A 17392-nucleotide genomic window follows, 5' to 3' on the forward strand; every position below is an offset into this window, starting at 1 on the left:
CGCCTCGTCCCTTCCGCTCTCCAGCCCTGTCGCCCCCGACGCTACACCCCGTCCAAAGCCGACAGCTCCTGAGTTTTTCCGCCCGATCGTGACGATTCGGGCGAAAAACTCAGGAGCTGTCGGCTAGAGCTCGCGCTACTTAGCGGTGGGGAAGGTGATGGTCTTGCCCGAGCCGGCGTCCTTCACGGCTGCCTGCGTGAACGCGGCGAACTGCGAGGCGTCGGTGAACCCGCCCTGGTAGCGCTCGCCGTTGACGAAGACGGTCGGGGTTCCGAAACCGCCGGTCGTCGGGTTCTTCAGCTGCGAGTTGGTCGTCGCGTCCTTCGTCATCGCGGTGACGAAGTCGGCGTACGTCTGGTTGTTCACGCAGTCGGTGACGGCCTTGGAGGTGACGCCCGCATCCTTGAAGATGCTGAGGATCTCGGCGTTCGTGAGCCCGGTGCCGGTCTGCTCGTCCGGCTGCTTCGCGAAGAGCGCGGAGTTGACGTCCCAGAACTTGTTCGGCTGCGAGTTGGCGACGCACGATGCGGCAGCGCCGGCGCGCGTCGAGTAGTTCTTGTTCTGCACGCTGTCGAGGATCGCGACGGGGTGGATCTCGACGGTCGCCGAGCCGTCCGCCATCCACTGCTTGATCTGGTCGTCGTTCGTGGTCTCGAACTGGTCGCAGTAGGGGCACTGGTAGTCGAGCCAGATCTGGATGTGCGCGGTCTTGCCGTCGAGCTCCATCTTGGTCGGCGTCGGCTGGCCGCCCGACGGGATCGCCGGCGTGGTCACGGCCTTGCTCGACGACTCGAGCAGGATGCCGCCGCTGGCCATGTTCTTCGGGTTCGCGGCTCCGGCGCCCCCGGTTCCCACCGTGGTGAAGATGACGACGCCGATGATGGCGAGCACGGCGATGACGCCGGCGATGACCGATCCCTGAACGATGATCTTGCGCCGTTTGGCCTTCTTGGCGGCCTCTTCGCGCATCCTCCTGGCGGTTTCGCGCGCCTCCTCGCGGCGGTCGCGTTTGGTAGGACCAGTCGTCCCTCTGCCAGTTGCCATTCAGCTCATCCCATCGAACAGTGGACAGTTCTCACATGATCGTAGGGGGACTTTGCTTTGAAGGCGCTGTACCGGGTGCTCTACCGTGGACGCATGCAGTCGACAGACCGAGCCAGCTGATGCCGTCGGATTCCGAAGGGCACGGAACCGGCGCGGAGCCGAACGAGGGCCGCGACACCGCGGGCGCCGATTACGCGGAGCGCCTTCGTCGCCTGGACACCAGCTGGTGGCGCCGCACACTGAACGTGCAGGCGCCGTACCGCTGGAACATCCGCCGGCTGCACCTCGGACGGGTGCTGGATGTGGGGAGCGGCCTGGGCCGTAACCTGGCGCACCTCGGCAACAACGGTGTCGGCGTCGACCACAATGCGGAGTCCGTGGCGATCGCGCGGGCGCGCGGGCTGACCTCGTTCACGAGCGACGAGTTCCCCTCCACCGAGTACGCGGTGCCCGGCGCGTTCGACTCGCTGTTGCTCGCGCACGTCGTGGAGCACGTCGACCCGGACTTCGCGGTCGAGCTGGTGCAGACGTACCTTCCGTACGTGAAGCCAGGCGGTCACGTCCTCTTCATCACGCCGCAGGAGCGCGGCTACGCGAGCGACGCCACCCATGTCGCGTTCACCGACTTCGACGGCCTCCACCGCCTCGCCGACCGCCTGGGCCTCACGGTCGAGCGGGAGTACTCGTTCCCGCTCCCGCGCTTCGCGGGCAAGGCGTTCACCTACAACGAGTTCGTCGTGCTCACCCGCCTGCCGGGCTGACGCATCCACCCCCTGTTCGCGGGCTATACCGAGGAGTTCTCACTTCTTTAGCCTTCAGGTGTCGCCCGGTTCTCGGGCGATCGACCCGAAGGAGTGGATGTGGCGCGCGTAGGAGCGAAGGGATGGGCGGCGATCGGACTCGGCGCGGCCCTGGTCCTCGGAGTGGGGATCGCGGCGAACGCGGCCAATCATCCTGCGGCGGAGGACGCCGCCGCGACGTCGTCCACCTCGTCGGCATCCGCATCCCCGTCCGCGACGCCGAGCCCGACGCCGAGCGTCGAGGTGCGTACCGAGACGGCGGACGAGGTCATCCCGTTCGCCGCCACGAACGCCGACGACCCCGGGCACGACGTCGGCTGGTCGGCCGTCACCACCGTCGGCGCCAACGGTGTGAAGACGAAGACCTATCGGGTCACGTACGTCGACGGGGTGGAGACCTCCCGCGAGCTGGTCTCCGAGGCGGTGACGACGGCGCCCGTGGACCAGGTCACCAGCGTCGGCAGCAGGCAGCCCGCCCCGCCGCCTCCTCCCGCGCCTGCGCCTGCGCCTGCGCCTGCTCCCGCGCCTGCGCCCGGTGGAGGCTGTGATCCGAACTACACCGGAGCCTGCGTTCCCATCGCCTCGGACGTGGACTGTGCGGGCGGCAGCGGAAACGGCCCCGCCTACGTGCAGGGACCGGTGACCGTGGTGGGTTCCGACATCTACGACCTCGACCGCGACGGCGACGGCACCGGCTGCGACGGCTGACCCCGCGGCGACCGATCTGGTTGACGCAACACGCCGTGCGGGCGAGTGCGCGCACGGCGTGTTGCGTCAACTCGATGCTGCCGGCGTGCGGCCGAGCTCCACGTCCTCCACGCGTGAGCGCGGCATCGCGAGGCCCGCGACGATCGTCAGAACGGCGGCGATCGCGACCGCGACGAAGACGGCGGTCGACGCCTGCTGGATGGTCGCCGCGGCGTGCGCGCCGCCGGCGGACGCCCCGATGATCGCGTTGGCGATGGCACCGAACACGGCCACGCCGACCGCGCTGCCGATGGAGCGCGCGAACATGTTGCTCCCGGTCACCACGCCGCGCTCGTTCCACGCCACGCTCGACTGGGCGGCGATCAGCGTGGGGGTGGCGATCAGACCCATCCCGAGGCCGACGATGAAGCAGCTGACCGCGACGAACAGGACGGACGGGGTCAGCGAGGTGAGCGCGAGCGAGATCGCGCCGACGATGGCGATGCTCATCCCGAGCAGTGCCGTGTTGCGGAACCCGATGCGCAGGTAGAAGCGGCCGGAGAGGCTGGCCGCGATGGGCCAGCCGAGGGTCAGGGCGGCCACGGCGAGGCCGGACACGATGGGGGCGACGCCGATGGTGCCCTCGAGGTAGGTGGGCACGTACGACGTGAGTCCGATGAGGATGGCGCCGACGCCGAGCGAGATCAGGGTCGTGGTGACGAGCAGCCTGCGCGAGAACACCCAGAGCGGAAGCACGGGCTCTGCGGCTCGCCGCTCGACGAGGACGAACGCGACCAGCAGGACGCCGCCCAGCGCGAACGAGCCGATGCTCCACACCGAGTCCCACGCCCACGCCTGTCCGCCCTCGAGCACCGCGAGGATGATCAGCGTCATCCCGCCGGTGAGCAGTGCGGCTCCCGCGTAGTCGATGCGGTGCTTCCGCGGCTCGATGCTCTCGTGGAAGCTGCGGATGAGCATCCACGCGGCCAGGATGCACAGTGGGATGTTGACGAAGAAGATCCAGCGCCACGACAGGAACTGCGAGAACACGCCGCCGAGCGTCGGCCCGACGACGGACGAGATCGCCCACACGCTCGCCAGGTAGCCCTGCGTCTTGGCGCGCTCGGCGACGGTGTAGATGTCGCCCGCGATCGTCATCGACATGGGCTGGATGGCGCCGGCGCCCAGCCCCTGGAGGGCGCGGAACGCGATCAGGGCGGGCATGCTCCACGCGAACCCGCAGAGCACCGAGCCAAGGAGGAAGAGCGCGATGCCGATGAGCGCGATGGGCTTGCGGCCGACGGTGTCGGACAGCTTCGCATAGACGGGCACGGACACCGCCTGCGCGAGCAGGTATACGGAGAACAGCCACGGGAACTGCGCGAACCCGCCGAGGTCCTGGACGATCGAGGGCACCGCCGTCGCGAGGATCGTCGAGTCGATGGCCACGAGCCCGGTCGTCAGCATGAGGGCGATCAGGATGGGGCCACGTTCGGACCGGAATCCGACGCTCGCTCGGGTGGGTTCGTTCATAGAGGTCAACAACGCGGGGGAGCCGGTCGCATTCCCGGCTTGACGTGAAAGAGCATGGGCGGCACAATCTGAAACATGTCTTTCATAACTGGGTCGGACGAGGGTGCGGAGGCCGACCGCGCGCGTCCCGAGCGGCGCACGACGGTCACCGATCCGCGGGCCCTGCGCGCGCTCGCGCATCCCCTGCGTCTGGCGTTGCTCGACCACCTGATGTCGTTCGGGCCGCGCACCGCCAGCGAGTGCGCCGCCGTCGTCGGCTCCACGGCGTCCAACTGCAGCTACCACCTCCGTGCACTCGCCAAGGTCGGGCTGGTGGAGCCGGTGGATGCGGAAGACGGCCGCGAGCGTCCCTACCGGTCGTCCTCCACCGGGCTGACCTTCGGCCGCACCGAGGACCCCGAGTTCGCGATCGGCGCGGACACCGTCGAGCGCGCTCTCGCCGATCGCCAGGTCGACGACGAGGCGGCGCTCGTCCACCGTGCCATCGCTCAGCGCGACGAGCAGCCGATCGAGTGGCGCGAGGCGAGCCTGCTGACGGGGTATGCCCTCAAACTGACGCCGGGCGAGCTGCGCGAGCTGATGCAGGGGCTGGATGCGCTCATCCGCCCCTACATCGCCCTCACGAGAGTGGATGCGCCCGAGGGCAGCGATGTCGTCGCCCTGCACCTGAACGCCTTCCGGCACCCGGACGCGATCGCGGCGGCGCGGGCCGCAGGTGCCTCGGCCGAGCGGCACGACACAGACGCCGAGGGAGGCGCGTCGTGACCGCCACAGCGACCCGCGAGCGTTCGCCGCTGCTCCGCCGCGACTTCGCCCTCGTCTGGACGGCGGGGCTGGTCTCCGACACCGGCGACTGGCTGCTCATGATCGCACTGCCGCTGTTCGCCCTGTCGGCGACCGGGTCGGCGCTCGGCGCATCCACCGTCTTCCTGGTCGAGCTGGTCCCGATGCTCCTCGTCGGCAGCTTCCTCGGCGTGCTCGTCGACCGCTGGGATCACCGCCGCACGATCATCATCGTCGCCCTGTTGCAGGGACTGCTCCTGCTTCCACTCCTCGCGGCGAGCGCCGACCGGATGGGCATCGTCTACGCGGTCGCCGCCGTCGAGGCGGTGCTCGGCGCGATCATCAACCCCGCGCGGCAGGCGATGATCCCGCAGCTGGTCGGCGCCGACCAGCTGGCTCGTGGCAACGCCCTGATCGCCGTGAGCGACAGCCTCGCCCGGCTCATCGGCTCCCCGCTCGGCGGCCTCTCGTTCGCGCTGTGGGGGCTGCCGGGTGTCGTGATCGCGGATGCGGCGTCGTACCTCATCACCGCGGGGCTCGTGCTGTTCGTGCGCCGGCGACCGCGGACGGCCGATGCCGCAGCGGAAGCGGACGGCGAGCCTGCGGCGGTCGCCGAGCGGCGCATCCTGCACGAGTGGGTGGAGGGACTTGCGCTGATCGCACGCTCCGCCACCCTGCGCACGCTCGCGGGCATCGCCGCGCTCGCCGGCGTCGCGCAGGGTCTCTTCCTCGTGCTGTTCCTCGTCTACGTGACGCAGAACCTCGGAGCAGGCGACACCGGCGCGGGCATCATCCGCGGCGTCCAGGCGATCGGCGGGGTGCTCGGCGGCCTGGTGACCGGCGCCCTGGCGCGACGGCTGGCGCCGCGTTGGATGATCGGCGTCGGCTACCTGGTGTTCGGGACGCTGTCGCTCGTCACCTGGAACCTCGCTCCGTTCACCACGGCGCTGTGGGTCTACGCCGGGCTGTTCATCGCGATGGGCATCCCCGGGGTGACGACGGCGACCGGCGAGATCACGCTCGTCCAGACGACCGTCCCCGCGCGCGCCCTCGGGCGGGTGATCGCCGCGGTCACGACCCTCGACGGCGCGGCACAGGCGGTCGGGCTGCTCATCGGCGGCCTCCTCGCCGACTCGGGCGACATCGTCCCGGTGCTCGACGTGCAGGGGTCGCTCTACCTGCTCTGCGGGCTGATCGGAGTCGTGGCGTTGCGGGACAGGCGCGGGCTCGCCGGAAGCGGTGTGGCTGCCGAGAGGACCCGTCTTACGTAACGGCCCGCGCGGACGCTAGGGTGCTGCCACAGTGGTCCCCCGGAGGTGGATGATGTCGTACCGCACCCTCTCGCGCATCCCGCTGTTCCGCCGCACCGTCGGCGCCGTGGCGCTCGCCGCGGCCCTGACCGGGGGACTGACTGCGTGCGACCTGTTCGCGCCGCAGGACACCCTCGACATCGAGGAGGCCAGCGTCGGATCGAGCGCCACCGTCGGGGACGTGTTCGTCGGCAACGCCGTGCTGGTCACCAGCGACGACGGCGCGACGGCGAACCTGGTCGTCACGCTGGTGAACCAGGGGAACGACACCCAGCAGGTCGAGATCGCGCCGAGCGGTGGAAAGAGCATCACCGTGTCCCTCGACCCGCGCGACACCCAGCAGCTCGGCGACCCGCCGGACGATGAGAGCCTGGTGAGCGACCTGAATTCGGCTCCCGGTTCGCTCACGACCGTGACGGTCACGAGCGGGGGAGACTCGGTCGGCCTGCAGGTGCCGGTCGTGACGGGCGCGCTCCCGCCGTACGGCACGCTCACCCCGGCGCCCTGATCGCGCCCGTCGATCGCACTCGTCGGTCGCGCGTCACGACGCGCCGGGTGAGCTGGAGGGCGGCACCGGTATTCCGGCACATGATATTGACGCGAAACCCGCCCGGGTTCCCGCTGTTTCCGGGGATGTGAACGTAGGGTGTCGGTGTGTGGCGACTGGACAGGAAGACCGAGGATGACGACGCGACGTCGGGCATCCCAGACGATGACGCCCTGAACCCGCGCACGACGACGGCTCCGCACGCGCTCAGTCTGGGCGACCCGGCCCTGGTCGCCGGCAACATCGCCGACCCGGTGTGGAAGCGCTGGCGCGACGAGATCGCGGCGGTCGGCGGGGTCTCCCCGCTGCTCCACTTCGAGGACAGCCCGCGTACGCGCATCGAGCTGAGCACGACGCATCCCGGCGGCCTGCCGCAGTTCATCACCGGGCAGAGCACGCTGCTCTCCAGCCTCATCCGCGACGAGCTGGCGCTCCGCACCGCGCGCGCGGCCGCGAACGCGATCACCGCGAAGGGCATCGAGCTGCGCTCCGTGCGCGGCATCGAGTCGGTGCACCTGGCGATCGGCCTGGCGCAGTGGCGGCACGGCTCCGAGGAGTACATGGCGCCGATCCTGCTGCGCCCCCTTGCCATCCGCCGCTACGGCCGCGACTTCGAGCTGAAGCTGAAGGGCCACACCTTCCTCAACCCCGAACTCGCGCGCGCTCTCAACGAGCAGTTCCAGATCACGCTGGATGCGGACGCCTTCGTCGCACTCGCCGTCAGCAACGGCGTGTTCAAGCCGCAGCCGGTGATCGACCGTCTGCGCGGCCTGACCTCGCACCTGCCGTGGTTCAACGTCCAGCCGCGGCTGGTCGCCTCGTCGTTCGCCGACGTCGCCCCGGCGCTGAGCGAAGAGGCCCGCGACCTCGACACCGTCCTGCTGGATGCGCTGGCCGGCAACCCGACCGCGCGCACGACGGTCGAGAGCGCCTTCAACCCGGTGGAGCCCATCCGCCAGGACGAGCGTCCGCCTGCGACCGACACCCTCCTGCTCGACGCCGATGAGGCGCAGGAGAACGTGGTCGCGCAGATCGCCGCGGGCAATTCGCTCGTCGTCAAGACGCTGCCCGGCACCGGCGGCACCCAGACGATCGTCAACGCGATCGGCGCCCTGGTGGGCCAGCACAAGCGGGTGCTCGTGGTGAGCCCGCGGCGGTCGAGCCTCGACGACATCGCTCAGCGGCTGACGAAGGCCGGTCTGCCCGGTCTCGCGGTGACGCCGCGCACGCTCCGCCGCGACCTCATCCAGTCGATCGCCCGCAACGAGAAGGCCACCCAACCGAAGGTCACCGACGTCGACGAGGCGCTGGTGCGGCTCCGCAAGGTGCTCGTCGACTACCGAGCAGCGCTGACCCGCCGCGACCCCGTGCTGCGCGTGTCCGTCCTGGATGCGCTGCGCGAGCTCTCACGCCTCTCCCTTCTTCCCGCCCCGCCCTCGACGACGGCCCGTCTCGGCCGCCGGGCGATCGAGGGGCTCGCCCGCGACCGTGCCGCGTCGGCGGACGCGCTGATCCGCGCCGCCCGCCTCGGCGAGTTCCGGTACGGACCCAACGACTCTCCCTGGTACGGCGCCTCCTTCACGACGACGGAGGAGGGGAAGGCCGCGCACGAGCTGGCCAAGAAGCTCAACCGCGCCGAGCTGCCGCGCCTCATCGACCGCGCCCAGGCCCTCATCGGCCAGACGCGGATGCGCCCGTTCGCCTCGATCGCCGAGCTCGGCGTCTACCTGCGGCTCCTGCTCGACATCCGCGAGACGCTCGACAAGTTCACCCCCTCCGTCTACGACCGTTCGCTGACCGAGCTGATCGCGGCCACCGCATCCCGTCGCGAGTCGCCGTCGATGTCGAGCGCCAACCGCCGCCGCCTCCGCAAGCATGCTCTGGAGTACGTCCGGCCCGGCGTGCACGTCACCGACCTCAACGAGAGCCTGCGGCGCATCCAGCAGCAGCGCATCCTCTGGAACCGGTTCGCCGTCGCCGGCGTCGTGCCCGAGGTCCCGGTCGGGATCGCGGACGTGCAGGTCGCCTACCAGCGCGTTGCCGAAGACCTGGCGCGCCTCGACATCCCGCTCCGCCGCACCGGGACGCCGCAGTCGCTCGCAGCGCTCCCCGTGGAGGAGCTGACCCGCCAGATCGCCGGCCTCGCCGCCGAGTCCGAGGTGCTCGCCAACCTGCAGGAGCGCACCGCGCTGCTCACCCAGCTGCGCGAGCAGGAGCTCGACCCGCTGATCTCCGACCTGTCCATCCGGCACGTTCCGGAGACCCAGGTGAGCGCCGAGCTGGAGCTCGCGTGGTGGCAGTCGGTACTGGAGTCGCTGCTGGCCTCCGACCGCGCGCTGCTCAACGCCAACACCGGGGTTCTCGATCGGCTCGAGGCCGACTTCCGGCTGGTGGACGAGGCGCACGCCTCCGCCACCGGCAAGCAGCTGGCGTGGATGCTCGCCGAGACCTGGAAGATCGGCATCGTCGACTGGCCGGACGAGGCGGCAGCGCTGAAGCGCCTGCTGAAGAGCACGACGCCGACGGCGACCACGCTCAACGAGGCGGCGCCGCACCTCGCGCGTCCGCTCGCGCCGGTCTGGCTGATCTCGCCCTACGAGGTGCCGTCGATCGGCCGCGAGGTCGGTTTCGACGCCGTGCTGCTGGTGGATGCGGGCGCGTCGAGCCTCGCCGAGAACGTCCCCGTCATCCGTCGCGCGAAGCAGGTCGTCGCGTTCGGCGACCCGGTGACGCAGACGCCGTCGCGCTTCGACATCGGCGTGCACGAGTACGGCACGACCGTCGAGGACGTCGACGTGGATGCGCTCCACGCCGACTCCGCGCTCGCGCGCCTCGCCGAGCTGCTCCCCGTCTACACGCTCAGCCGCAGCTACCGCGCCGGCGGCGAAGACCTCGCCGAGCTGGTCAACCGCCGCTTCTACGGCGGGATGATCGACTCCATGCCCTGGGCCGGCACCTACCTCGGCCACGGCAGCCTGTCGCTGCACTACGTCAGCGGCGGACAGGGCATGCCGGATACCGACACGGGAGCGGTCGAGTCGACCGACGCGGAGGTCGCGAAGGTCGTCGAGCTGGTGCTCGCGCACGCGACCGAGCGTCCGCGCGAGTCCCTCATGGTCATCACCGCGAGCGAGCGGCACGCCGTGCGCGTCAACCAGGCGGTGCTGGCGGCGTTCGCCAAGCGCTCGGAGCTGGCCGACTTCATCCTGGGCGACCGGGCGGAGCCGTTCACCGTCGTCACGCTCGACCAGTCGGTCGGGCAGAGCCGCGACCGCGTCATCTTCTCCATCGGCTACGGCCGCACCCCGCACGGCCGTCTGCTGTCGAACTTCGGCGCCCTCGCCGAGCCGGGCGGCGACCGCCTGCTCGCCGTCGGCATGACCCGTGGCCGCCGCGGAATGGACATCGTCTCCTGCTTCCGGCCGGAGGACATCGACGAGACGCGGATGCGGCACGGCATCGCTGCGCTGGCCCAGGTGCTGGGGGAGGCGGACCAGATCCAGGCCGCCGCTCCGGAGTACCTGAGCCCGGACGCCGACCCGATGGTGCTCGACCTCGCCAAGCGCCTGGCCCGTCGCGGCCTCGACGTGCACCTCGGCTACCGCGGCAAGCTGACCCTCGTCGCCTCGCACGGCGGCCGCGCGGTCGCGGTCGAGACGGACCAGGACGTGTCGAAGGGAAGCCTGCGCGAGTCGCTGCGCCTCCGCCCGGACGTGCTGCGCCGCCTCGGCTGGCACTACCTGCGCGTGCACAGCTTCGAGCTGTTCGCCGACCCGGACGCCGTCGCCGGGCGTATCGCCAAGCTCATCGGCAAGGCGGAGCCGGACGCCGAGACGGCGCCGATCACGCTGCCGCCGCTCGCGTAGGGCGCGTCCGTTCTAGGCTGGACGGGATGAGCGAGACACCCGGAAGGCGGCGGCACCGCCGCGTGCAGCGCCCAGGCGCGCCCGGAACCGACCCGGCGCCGCGCGTCGACCCGCGGGAGGGCACCCCGCCCGCGCCGGCCGCCCCCGACTCCGACAACGCCCCCAGTTGGTCGTCGAACGACGAGCAACTGCGCCGCGACGTCCCTCCGCACTGGTAGCCCGCCCGCGTCCCCTCTCGCCTTCTCGCCGAGGTGCACGTCGTTGCGCACCTGCGCGGCGTGTCACCCGCAACAAGGTGCACCTCAGCGGATGACGGCTCGTGGAGACGGCGCGGCCGCGAGCGTTCGAAATCCTCGAAGTGCACGTTGTTGTGGGGTTGCGCGGCGTGTCGACCGCAACAACGTGCACTTCAGCGGTGAAGGCTCCGCGGGACGAAGGGGGAGGGGTTAGGTGAGGGGGTCGGCGTGCTTGCCCGACGGCTGCGGCGGCGACTGCTGCGCCTGCAGCAGGTCGCGGATCTCGGTGAGGAGGTCGAGCTCCGTGATGGGGGCCTCCGGCTCGACGACGCCCTTCTTGCGCAGGCGCTCTGCGCGCTTGCGCACCTGGTTGATCGGGTACACGAACACGAAGTATACGACCACGGCGACGATCAGGAAGTTGATGATCGCCGCGAGCACCGCTCCGAACTTGATCTGCGCGTCGCCGATCGTCCACACCAGCGACGACTCGAGGCCCTGCGTCTTGGCGATCGCGCCGATCAGGGGATTGATCAGGTTGTTCACGATCGAGTTGACGACCGCGGTGAACGCGGCGCCGATGACGACCGCGACCGCCAGGTCGATCACATTTCCGCGGAGGATGAACTCCTTGAACCCTTTGAGCATGACCGGAACGAACCCTTCTACGCGGCGGAGCCCGACGACGGAGTCGACGGGGTCGAGGAGGTGGAGGAGCTGGACGAGGTTGAGCCGGAGGAGCCGGAGGAGGACGAGCCGGACGAGGAAGACGACGAGCCCGACGAAGACGACGACGAACCCGAGTCCGCCTTCTTCGCCCCGCCGCGCGAGTCGGTCCGGTAGAACCCGGAGCCGTTGAACGTCACGCCGACGGTCCCGAACACCTTGCGGAGCGATCCGCCGCAGTTCGGGCACACCGTGAGGGCGTCGTCGGTGAAGGCCTGCTGGATGTCGAAGGCGTGGCCGCAGTCGCGGCACGAGTAGGAGTAGGTCGGCATTCTTCTTCCGCTGCGCTCGCTGTCGGGGTCGGGGGTCAGGTGAACTGGACGATGCGGGTCGGCGTGACCGCGCCGTCCACCGGCTGGTCGTGACGCTCGCGCGGCACCTCGTCCACCAGTTCGCCGTCGAACAGGACGGCGTACACCGGGGGACATTTTTCCATGCTGCCCAGGGTCTTGTCGAAGTATCCGCGACCCCAGCCCATCCGCATCCCGGTCGCATCGACCGCGGCCGCCGGCACCAGGATGAGGTCGACGTCGTTGATCGCGATCGGCCCGAGCAGCTCGCCGACCGCCTCGGGCAGGCCGAACAGGCCTTCGGTCTCGGTCTCGCCGTCGCCCGTGGTCCAGTCGAGCAGGCCGTCTTCGCGCGAGATCGGCAGCAGGACACGAAGGCCCTGCGTGTGCGCCCAGTTGAGGAAGGGGCGCGTGTCCGGCTCCACCGGGGTGGAGAGGTACGCCGCCACCGAGCGGGCGGAGAGGTCGGTCGCGAGGTCGACGAGGTTGCGGGTCAGGCCCGCCGTCGCGGTCTGACGCTCGGTCGTCGTGAGGTTCTGCCGGCGCTCGCGGAGCTCCGCACGCAGGGCGCGCTTGCGATGAGCGGCAGTGTCCGAGTCCATACGCCAATCCTAGGAGATGCCATCCTGTGCACCGCCGAAATGCGGATACTGTAGGCGGCATGGCAAATCACGACCGCGTTACGAAAGCAGTGATCCCCGCAGCCGGCCTCGGAACCCGCTTCCTCCCGGCGACCAAAGCGATGCCCAAGGAGATGCTGCCGGTCGTGGACAAGCCCGCCATCCAGTACGTCGTCGAGGAGGCCGTGGATGCGGGCCTGCACGACGTCCTGATGGTCACCGGCCGCAACAAGAACGCCCTCGAGAACCACTTCGACCGCAACGCCGAGCTGGAGGAGACCCTCACCAAGAAGGGCGACACCGACCGGCTCGAGAAGGTCAACTACTCCACCGCCCTCGCCGACATGCACTACGTGCGCCAGGGCGACCCGAAGGGCCTCGGCCACGCCGTCCTGCGGGCCAAGATGCACGTCGGCCGCGAGCCGTTCGCCGTGCTGCTCGGTGACGACATCATCGACGCGCGCGACGACCTCCTGAGCCGGATGCTGACCGTTCAGTCGCAGCGCCACGCCAGCGTGGTCGCCCTCCTCGAGGTCGACCCCGACTCCATCCACCTCTACGGCGCCGCCGCCGTCGAGAAGACCGACGAGGAGGACGTGGTCCGTATCACCGGTCTCGTCGAGAAGCCGGACAAGGAGCACGCCCCCTCGAACTACGCCGTCATCGGCCGCTACGTGCTGCGCCCGGAGGTCTTCGACGTCCTGGAGCGCACCGAGCCGGGTCGCGGCGGAGAGATCCAGCTGACCGACGCGCTGCAGTCCATGGCGGAGGCGCCCGACTGGACCGGCGGCGTCTACGGCGTCGTGTTCCGCGGCCGCCGTTACGACACCGGCGACCGCCTCGACTACATCAAGGCGATCGTCCGGCTCGCCGTCGACCGTGAGGACCTCGGTCCCGAGCTGCGCCCGTGGCTCCGCGAGTTCGCCGCGGAGCTCGCGGACGAGCCCGTCGAGTTCGTCGAGGAGATGCCCGTCGACCCGACCGGGCCCATCCAGACGCTCTCCGACCGGTCCCGCTGACGGCCGGCCGAAGGAGGACTCCGTTGGCGCTCGTCGTCCCCACCCTCACCGAGGGTCGCGTGGGGTTGCGTCCCATCCGCCTGCGCGATGCGCGGCCGTTGGAGCGTTCGTTGCTCGACAACCGCAGCTGGCTGCGGCAGTGGGAGGCGACGAGCCCGTACGCGCCCGGGTCGTTCGACACCCGGGCGAGCATCCGATCCCTGCTGGCGAACGCGCGCGCCGGGCACGGCCTGCCGTTCATCGTCGAGTGGGATGGGCGCCTCGCCGGGCAGCTGAACGTCTCGTCGATCGCGTACGGCTCCCTGTCGAGCGCGACGATCGGCTACTGGATCGCCGAGGAGTTCGCCGGCCGCAACATCACCCCGACCGCGGTGGCGCTGGCGACCGACTACTGCTTCTACCAGCTGGGGCTGCACCGGATGGAGATCTGCATCCGGCCCGAGAACGGCCCGAGCCTGCGCGTGGTCGAGAAGCTCGGCTTCCGTTACGAGGGGCTGCGGCGCCGCTACATCCACATCAACGGCGACTGGCGCGACCACTTCTGCTTCGCGCTGGTGTCCGAGGAGCTGACCCAGGGCGTGCTGCGTCGCTGGCTCGACCACAACGTCCCGGAGGACGCCGCGATCATTCCCGCGGAGGACCGCGCGGCGGCGGCCATACCGCTGCCGATCGCCCGGCATTACTGAGCCGGTTCTCATCCCCGGGCCGTTCAGCCGTGTGCTTCCGGTGGAAATGTGCTGAAAGCGCGCTGGATCGGGTGACACACCCCCGCGGGTGACCGAGGCACGGCCGTCGCCGCCCCTACCGTAGAGGACATGAACGGGGATGTGATGGGCGGTGGGGTCGTCGTCGCGCTCGCGGCCGCTTTGTGGCTCGCCTATCTGGTCCCGGTGTGGTTGCGCCGCCGCGAGTACCTCGCCACGGAGCGGAACGCCGTGCGGCTGCAGCAGACGCTGCGCATCCTCGCCGAGACCAGCGAGCTCCCCGACGAGGTGCGCCTCGAGGCCACCGCCCGGACGGTCGCGGAGCAGCAGCGCATCCTCCGCAGGTCGGAGCAGAAGACCCTCGCCGCCGCCCGTGCGGAGGCCGCCGCCCACGCGCGCCGCGAGCAGGCGCTCGCGGAGGAGCGCCGCCGCGCGGCAGAGGAGGCGGAGCGGGCCGCCGCGGAGGCGATCGCCCTGGAGCGTGCCGCCCGCGCGGCCGCCGCGCAGCGCGCTCGTGTGCTCGCCACATCCACTTCTCGGCCTGCCCTGTCGCCGCAGCGCCGCCGCCGTCTCCGCCGGGCGCGCGGGCTCTCGACCCTCGTGCTCGTCGCCGGACTGATCGGGCTCGTCTCCGGCACGGTTCTGCTCTTCGAGACCGGAGCGTGGCTGCTCGCCGCCGCCTCGGTCGGCGCGGTCGCGCTGTCCGGATGGATGCTCGGCCGCCTCGCGCGCCCGGAGCGCGCCACCGGGGTCGCCCAGCCCCTGGTGCGCACGTCCGTCGTCGCGCCGGAGCTCTACGACGACGCTCAGCACGATGACGTCCCGGTGCAGGAGCGCCTGCGTCAGAGCTGGACGCCCCGCCCGCTCCCGAAGCCGCTGCACCTGTCGCCCGGCACCGTCGCGGCCGCCGCGATGGCGTCGGTGGATGCCGCCGCGGAGCTGCGCCGTGCGGCTGCTCGTGCCGAGTTCGAGCGGAAGGCGGCCGAGGTCGCACCGCCCACGCCGGTGGCCGCGCCCGTCCCTCTGCGGGCCGTGGAGCGGCCGGTCGCGGAGTCGACGGCCCCGCCCGCTGTCGCGTCCGCAGTGGCCCCGGTGGCGGCCTCCGTTGCGGCGTCTGCGACCGCTGCGACGACCGTCCCGAGCCGCTACGCGAGCATGGGGATCCTCGACGAGGCGGACACCGGCAGCATGGACCTGGACGCCGTCCTGCGTCGTCGCCGAGCGGCCAGTTGAGCCGTGCTCGATTTCGGCGGGACCGGCGAGGGGTGCTATTGTTTCTAAGCAGTTCCCCGGGGCTATGGCGCAGTTGGTAGCGCGCTTCGTTCGCATCGAAGAGGTCAGGAGTTCGAATCTCCTTAGCTCCACCAGAACCGGAAAGGCCGCCCAGTCGGGCGGCCTTTTTGTTTGGCCGCATTCGCTCCCATCCTTGTTTGTTGGTACAGTCGTGCTAACACAGAAGGATGCGGGGGCGAGATGATTCTGCTGGCGATCGTGGCATGCGAGATCGGGTTCTGGGTGGCCATCGTCGCCGGCCTGATCGCCCGCTACCCGGCAGGGAAGCCCCGCGTGGGCGCCGCGCTTCTCATCGCCGCCCCGCTCATCGATGTCGTGCTGCTGGTGCTGGTCGCCGCCGACCTGATCGGAGGAGCCACGGCATCCTGGCACCACGGCCTCGCCGCCCTGTACATCGGCATCTCGGTCGCCTACGGGCACCGGATGATCGCCTGGGCCGACGCGAAGTTCGCGCAGCGCTTCCGTGGTGCCGAGCCGCGTCCGAAGCCGACGGGGTGGGCGTACACGGTCGCCTGCTGGAAGGATGCCGCGCGAACGCTGCTCGCATGCGCCGTCGCCGCGGCGATCCTCGGTGCCCTGATCCTCGCGGTCGGCGCTCCCGAGCGCACCGCGGAGCTGCTCGGGTTCTTCCCCCTCCTCGGAGTGATCCTCGGCATCGACGTGCTCTGGGCGGTCAGCTACACGATCTGGCCCAAGAAGACCGCGCAGCTGGCCGCGTCGGGCAGCTGACGATGCCCCGGCTGATCGACCACGAGGAGCGCGACCGCGAGATCGCCGAGGCGGCTCTGCGCGTGCTGGCGCGCGACGGCCTGGCGGGCCTGTCGGTGCGCAATGTGGCGGCCGAAGCGGGCATCGCCACCGCATCCCTCCGCCGGGCCTTCCCCGAGCAGGATGCGCTGCGCCGCTTCTGCCTCGAGCACATTCGGCAGAACGCGACACGTCGCATCGAACGGGTTCGCGGCGAGGGCAGGATGGCCGTGCTCGCCGTCCTGGAGGAACTGCTGCCCCTCGACGAGGAGCGGCGGATCGAGTTGACCGCACACCTGCAGCTCGGGGCGCTGGCGCTCAGCAGCGGGCAGCTCCGACCGGTCCTTCTGGGTTTCAACTCCGCCATCCGCGAGTTGTGCGTCCGCCTGATCGCGGAACTCGAACGGGCGGGGGAGCTTCGGGCGGGAGCGGATGCGCCGGCCGAGGCCGACCGGCTGCACGCCCTGGTCGACGGCGTCGCTCTCCACCTGCTCTGGGAGGACGGACCAGAGGAACGCAGGCAGGCCGTCGGCGTGCTGGCGGCGCACCTGGATAGGCTCCGCTGAGATGCGCGTGCTGCCGGACTAGACGACCAGCAGGATCGCGAGCACGACCATGAGCACCGCGATCCCGCCGTCCAGGATGCGCCAGGCGATCGGCTTCGCGAAGACGGGAGCGGCGAACCGCGCGCCGAAACCGAGCAGACCGAACCAGAGCAGGCTGGCGGTCGCGGCGCCCGCGCCGAAGACCCAGCGGCCCGGGTCGCCGTGCGAGGCCGAGAGCGAGCCCAGAAGCAGCACGGTGTCGAGATAGACGTGCGGGTTGAGCCACGTGATCGCGAGGCAGGTGCCGACGGCCGCGGCGAGGGATCCGACCACGGCGCCGGAGGCGGTCAGCGACTCCGGCTTGAGCGCCCGGCGCGCGGCGAAGACGGCGTAGCCGAGGAGGAAGGCGAAGCTGGCCCAGCGGACGATCTCGAGCGCGAGCGGCGCGTTCTTCACCAGGACCCCGATGCCGGCCACGCCCGCCGCGATCAGCAGGGCGTCGCTGATCACGCAGATGAGGACGATCGGCAGGACGTGCTCGCGGCGCAGCCCCTGGCGGAGGACGAACGCGTTCTGCGCGCCGATGGCGACGATGAGGGATGCGGCCGAGCCGAGGCCGGTGAAGAACGTTGCGAGCACTCC

At 70.6% G+C, this 17392-nt stretch carries 18 protein-coding genes and 1 tRNA gene; 13 read left to right on the top strand and 6 right to left on the bottom strand.

Annotation, left to right across the window (positions count from 1 at the left end; all coding sequences use genetic code 11):
- Nucleotides 1-135 precede the first annotated feature (135 nt).
- Nucleotides 136-969, bottom strand: a complete 834-nt coding sequence (locus tag BLR91_RS04685; RefSeq protein WP_089876754.1) for a DsbA family protein — start codon at nt 967-969, stop codon at nt 136-138.
- A gap of 194 nt (nt 970-1163) precedes the next feature.
- Between BLR91_RS04685 and BLR91_RS04690 the strand changes: the two genes are divergently transcribed.
- Nucleotides 1164-1805, top strand: coding sequence for a class I SAM-dependent methyltransferase (locus tag BLR91_RS04690; protein ID WP_018191707.1), 642 nt, complete (start codon nt 1164-1166; stop codon nt 1803-1805).
- 99 nt (nt 1806-1904) lie between these two features.
- Nucleotides 1905-2552 (top strand): G5 domain-containing protein, encoded by a 648-nt coding sequence (locus BLR91_RS20320; protein WP_231918820.1) that lies wholly within the window; start codon nt 1905-1907, stop codon nt 2550-2552.
- A gap of 66 nt (nt 2553-2618) precedes the next feature.
- Here the strand turns inward: BLR91_RS20320 and BLR91_RS04700 are convergent, their stop codons facing one another.
- Nucleotides 2619-4064 (bottom strand): MDR family MFS transporter, encoded by a 1446-nt coding sequence (locus BLR91_RS04700; RefSeq protein WP_089876752.1) that lies wholly within the window; start codon nt 4062-4064, stop codon nt 2619-2621.
- Nucleotides 4065-4139: 75 nt separating this feature from the next.
- On the opposite strand from BLR91_RS04700, the gene BLR91_RS04705 reads away from it, so the two are divergent.
- From BLR91_RS04705 to BLR91_RS19955, 5 genes are all read left to right on the top strand, one after another.
- Nucleotides 4140-4829, top strand: a complete 690-nt coding sequence (locus tag BLR91_RS04705; protein ID WP_089876750.1) for an ArsR/SmtB family transcription factor — start codon at nt 4140-4142, stop codon at nt 4827-4829.
- Nucleotides 4826-6118 carry an MFS transporter gene (locus BLR91_RS04710; protein WP_089876748.1) on the top strand — a complete coding sequence of 431 codons (1293 nt, stop codon included), beginning with the start codon at nt 4826-4828 and terminating at the stop codon, nt 6116-6118. Before BLR91_RS04705 ends, BLR91_RS04710 begins: the two co-directional genes overlap by 4 nt.
- Nucleotides 6119-6170: 52 nt before the next feature.
- Complete coding sequence (locus BLR91_RS04715; RefSeq protein WP_155885511.1) at nt 6171-6665, top strand: hypothetical protein; 495 nt, start codon at nt 6171-6173, stop codon at nt 6663-6665.
- 146 nt (nt 6666-6811) lie between these two features.
- Nucleotides 6812-10570 carry an ATP-binding protein gene (locus BLR91_RS04720; protein ID WP_089876746.1) on the top strand — a complete coding sequence of 1253 codons (3759 nt, stop codon included), beginning with the start codon at nt 6812-6814 and terminating at the stop codon, nt 10568-10570.
- Between the two features lie 26 nt (nt 10571-10596).
- On the top strand, nt 10597-10788 hold the full coding sequence (locus BLR91_RS19955; protein ID WP_157694662.1) for a hypothetical protein: 192 nt from the start codon (nt 10597-10599) through the stop codon (nt 10786-10788).
- Between the two features lie 228 nt (nt 10789-11016).
- Here the strand turns inward: BLR91_RS19955 and mscL are convergent, their stop codons facing one another.
- From mscL to BLR91_RS04735, 3 genes are read right to left on the bottom strand one after another with little or no spacing between them, the layout of a single operon-like run.
- The gene (gene mscL / locus BLR91_RS04725; protein ID WP_089876744.1) at nt 11017-11454 is read right to left on the bottom strand and encodes a large-conductance mechanosensitive channel protein MscL; all 438 of its coding nucleotides are present in this window, start codon (nt 11452-11454) and stop codon (nt 11017-11019) included.
- A gap of 17 nt (nt 11455-11471) precedes the next feature.
- Nucleotides 11472-11804, bottom strand: coding sequence for an FmdB family zinc ribbon protein (locus BLR91_RS04730; RefSeq protein WP_089876742.1), 333 nt, complete (start codon nt 11802-11804; stop codon nt 11472-11474).
- A 35-nt stretch (nt 11805-11839) separates the two neighbouring features.
- The gene (locus tag BLR91_RS04735) at nt 11840-12424 is read right to left on the bottom strand and encodes a 5-formyltetrahydrofolate cyclo-ligase (protein WP_018191698.1); all 585 of its coding nucleotides are present in this window, start codon (nt 12422-12424) and stop codon (nt 11840-11842) included.
- 59 nt (nt 12425-12483) lie between these two features.
- On the opposite strand from BLR91_RS04735, the gene galU reads away from it, so the two are divergent.
- The 6 genes from galU to BLR91_RS04765 all read left to right on the top strand — a co-directional run bounded on the left by galU (nt 12484) and on the right by BLR91_RS04765 (nt 16771).
- Nucleotides 12484-13461, top strand: a complete 978-nt coding sequence (gene galU, locus BLR91_RS04740) for a UTP--glucose-1-phosphate uridylyltransferase GalU (RefSeq protein WP_029042986.1) — start codon at nt 12484-12486, stop codon at nt 13459-13461.
- A gap of 23 nt (nt 13462-13484) precedes the next feature.
- Nucleotides 13485-14147 (top strand): GNAT family N-acetyltransferase, encoded by a 663-nt coding sequence (locus BLR91_RS04745; protein ID WP_018191696.1) that lies wholly within the window; start codon nt 13485-13487, stop codon nt 14145-14147.
- Nucleotides 14148-14276: 129 nt separating this feature from the next.
- The gene (locus tag BLR91_RS04750; protein ID WP_089876740.1) at nt 14277-15398 is read left to right on the top strand and encodes a hypothetical protein; all 1122 of its coding nucleotides are present in this window, start codon (nt 14277-14279) and stop codon (nt 15396-15398) included.
- 58 nt (nt 15399-15456) lie between these two features.
- Nucleotides 15457-15532, top strand: a tRNA-Ala gene (locus BLR91_RS04755).
- A 106-nt stretch (nt 15533-15638) separates the two neighbouring features.
- Nucleotides 15639-16187, top strand: a complete 549-nt coding sequence (locus BLR91_RS04760) for a hypothetical protein (RefSeq protein ID WP_089876737.1) — start codon at nt 15639-15641, stop codon at nt 16185-16187.
- Nucleotides 16188-16189: 2 nt separating this feature from the next.
- The gene (locus BLR91_RS04765) at nt 16190-16771 is read left to right on the top strand and encodes a TetR/AcrR family transcriptional regulator (protein WP_089876735.1); all 582 of its coding nucleotides are present in this window, start codon (nt 16190-16192) and stop codon (nt 16769-16771) included.
- An 18-nt stretch (nt 16772-16789) separates the two neighbouring features.
- Here the strand turns inward: BLR91_RS04765 and BLR91_RS04770 are convergent, their stop codons facing one another.
- Nucleotides 16790-17389 (bottom strand): LysE/ArgO family amino acid transporter, encoded by a 600-nt coding sequence (locus BLR91_RS04770; RefSeq protein ID WP_089876733.1) that lies wholly within the window; start codon nt 17387-17389, stop codon nt 16790-16792.
- Nucleotides 17390-17392: the final 3 nt, after the last annotated feature.

The sequence above is a fragment of the Leifsonia sp. 466MF genome, from assembly GCF_900100265.1.
GTDB lineage: Bacteria > Actinomycetota > Actinomycetes > Actinomycetales > Microbacteriaceae > Leifsonia.

What these genes read in the sequence shown, in the direction of transcription:
- BLR91_RS04685 (WP_089876754.1), bottom strand. Translation starts at nt 969, where the DNA reads ATGCGCGAAGAGGCCGCCAAGAAGGCCAAACGGCGCAAGATCATCGTT.
- BLR91_RS04690 (WP_018191707.1), top strand. Translation starts at nt 1,164, where the DNA reads ATGCCGTCGGATTCCGAAGGGCACGGAACCGGCGCGGAGCCGAACGAG.
- BLR91_RS04700 (WP_089876752.1), bottom strand. Translation starts at nt 4,064, where the DNA reads ATGAACGAACCCACCCGAGCGAGCGTCGGATTCCGGTCCGAACGTGGC.
- BLR91_RS04705 (WP_089876750.1), top strand. Translation starts at nt 4,140, where the DNA reads ATGTCTTTCATAACTGGGTCGGACGAGGGTGCGGAGGCCGACCGCGCG.
- BLR91_RS04715 (WP_155885511.1), top strand. Translation starts at nt 6,171, where the DNA reads ATGTCGTACCGCACCCTCTCGCGCATCCCGCTGTTCCGCCGCACCGTC.
- BLR91_RS19955 (WP_157694662.1), top strand. Translation starts at nt 10,597, where the DNA reads ATGAGCGAGACACCCGGAAGGCGGCGGCACCGCCGCGTGCAGCGCCCA.
- mscL (WP_089876744.1), bottom strand. Translation starts at nt 11,454, where the DNA reads ATGCTCAAAGGGTTCAAGGAGTTCATCCTCCGCGGAAATGTGATCGAC.
- BLR91_RS04730 (WP_089876742.1), bottom strand. Translation starts at nt 11,804, where the DNA reads ATGCCGACCTACTCCTACTCGTGCCGCGACTGCGGCCACGCCTTCGAC.
- BLR91_RS04735 (WP_018191698.1), bottom strand. Translation starts at nt 12,424, where the DNA reads ATGGACTCGGACACTGCCGCTCATCGCAAGCGCGCCCTGCGTGCGGAG.
- galU (WP_029042986.1), top strand. Translation starts at nt 12,484, where the DNA reads ATGGCAAATCACGACCGCGTTACGAAAGCAGTGATCCCCGCAGCCGGC.
- BLR91_RS04750 (WP_089876740.1), top strand. Translation starts at nt 14,277, where the DNA reads ATGAACGGGGATGTGATGGGCGGTGGGGTCGTCGTCGCGCTCGCGGCC.
- BLR91_RS04760 (WP_089876737.1), top strand. Translation starts at nt 15,639, where the DNA reads ATGATTCTGCTGGCGATCGTGGCATGCGAGATCGGGTTCTGGGTGGCC.
- BLR91_RS04765 (WP_089876735.1), top strand. Translation starts at nt 16,190, where the DNA reads ATGCCCCGGCTGATCGACCACGAGGAGCGCGACCGCGAGATCGCCGAG.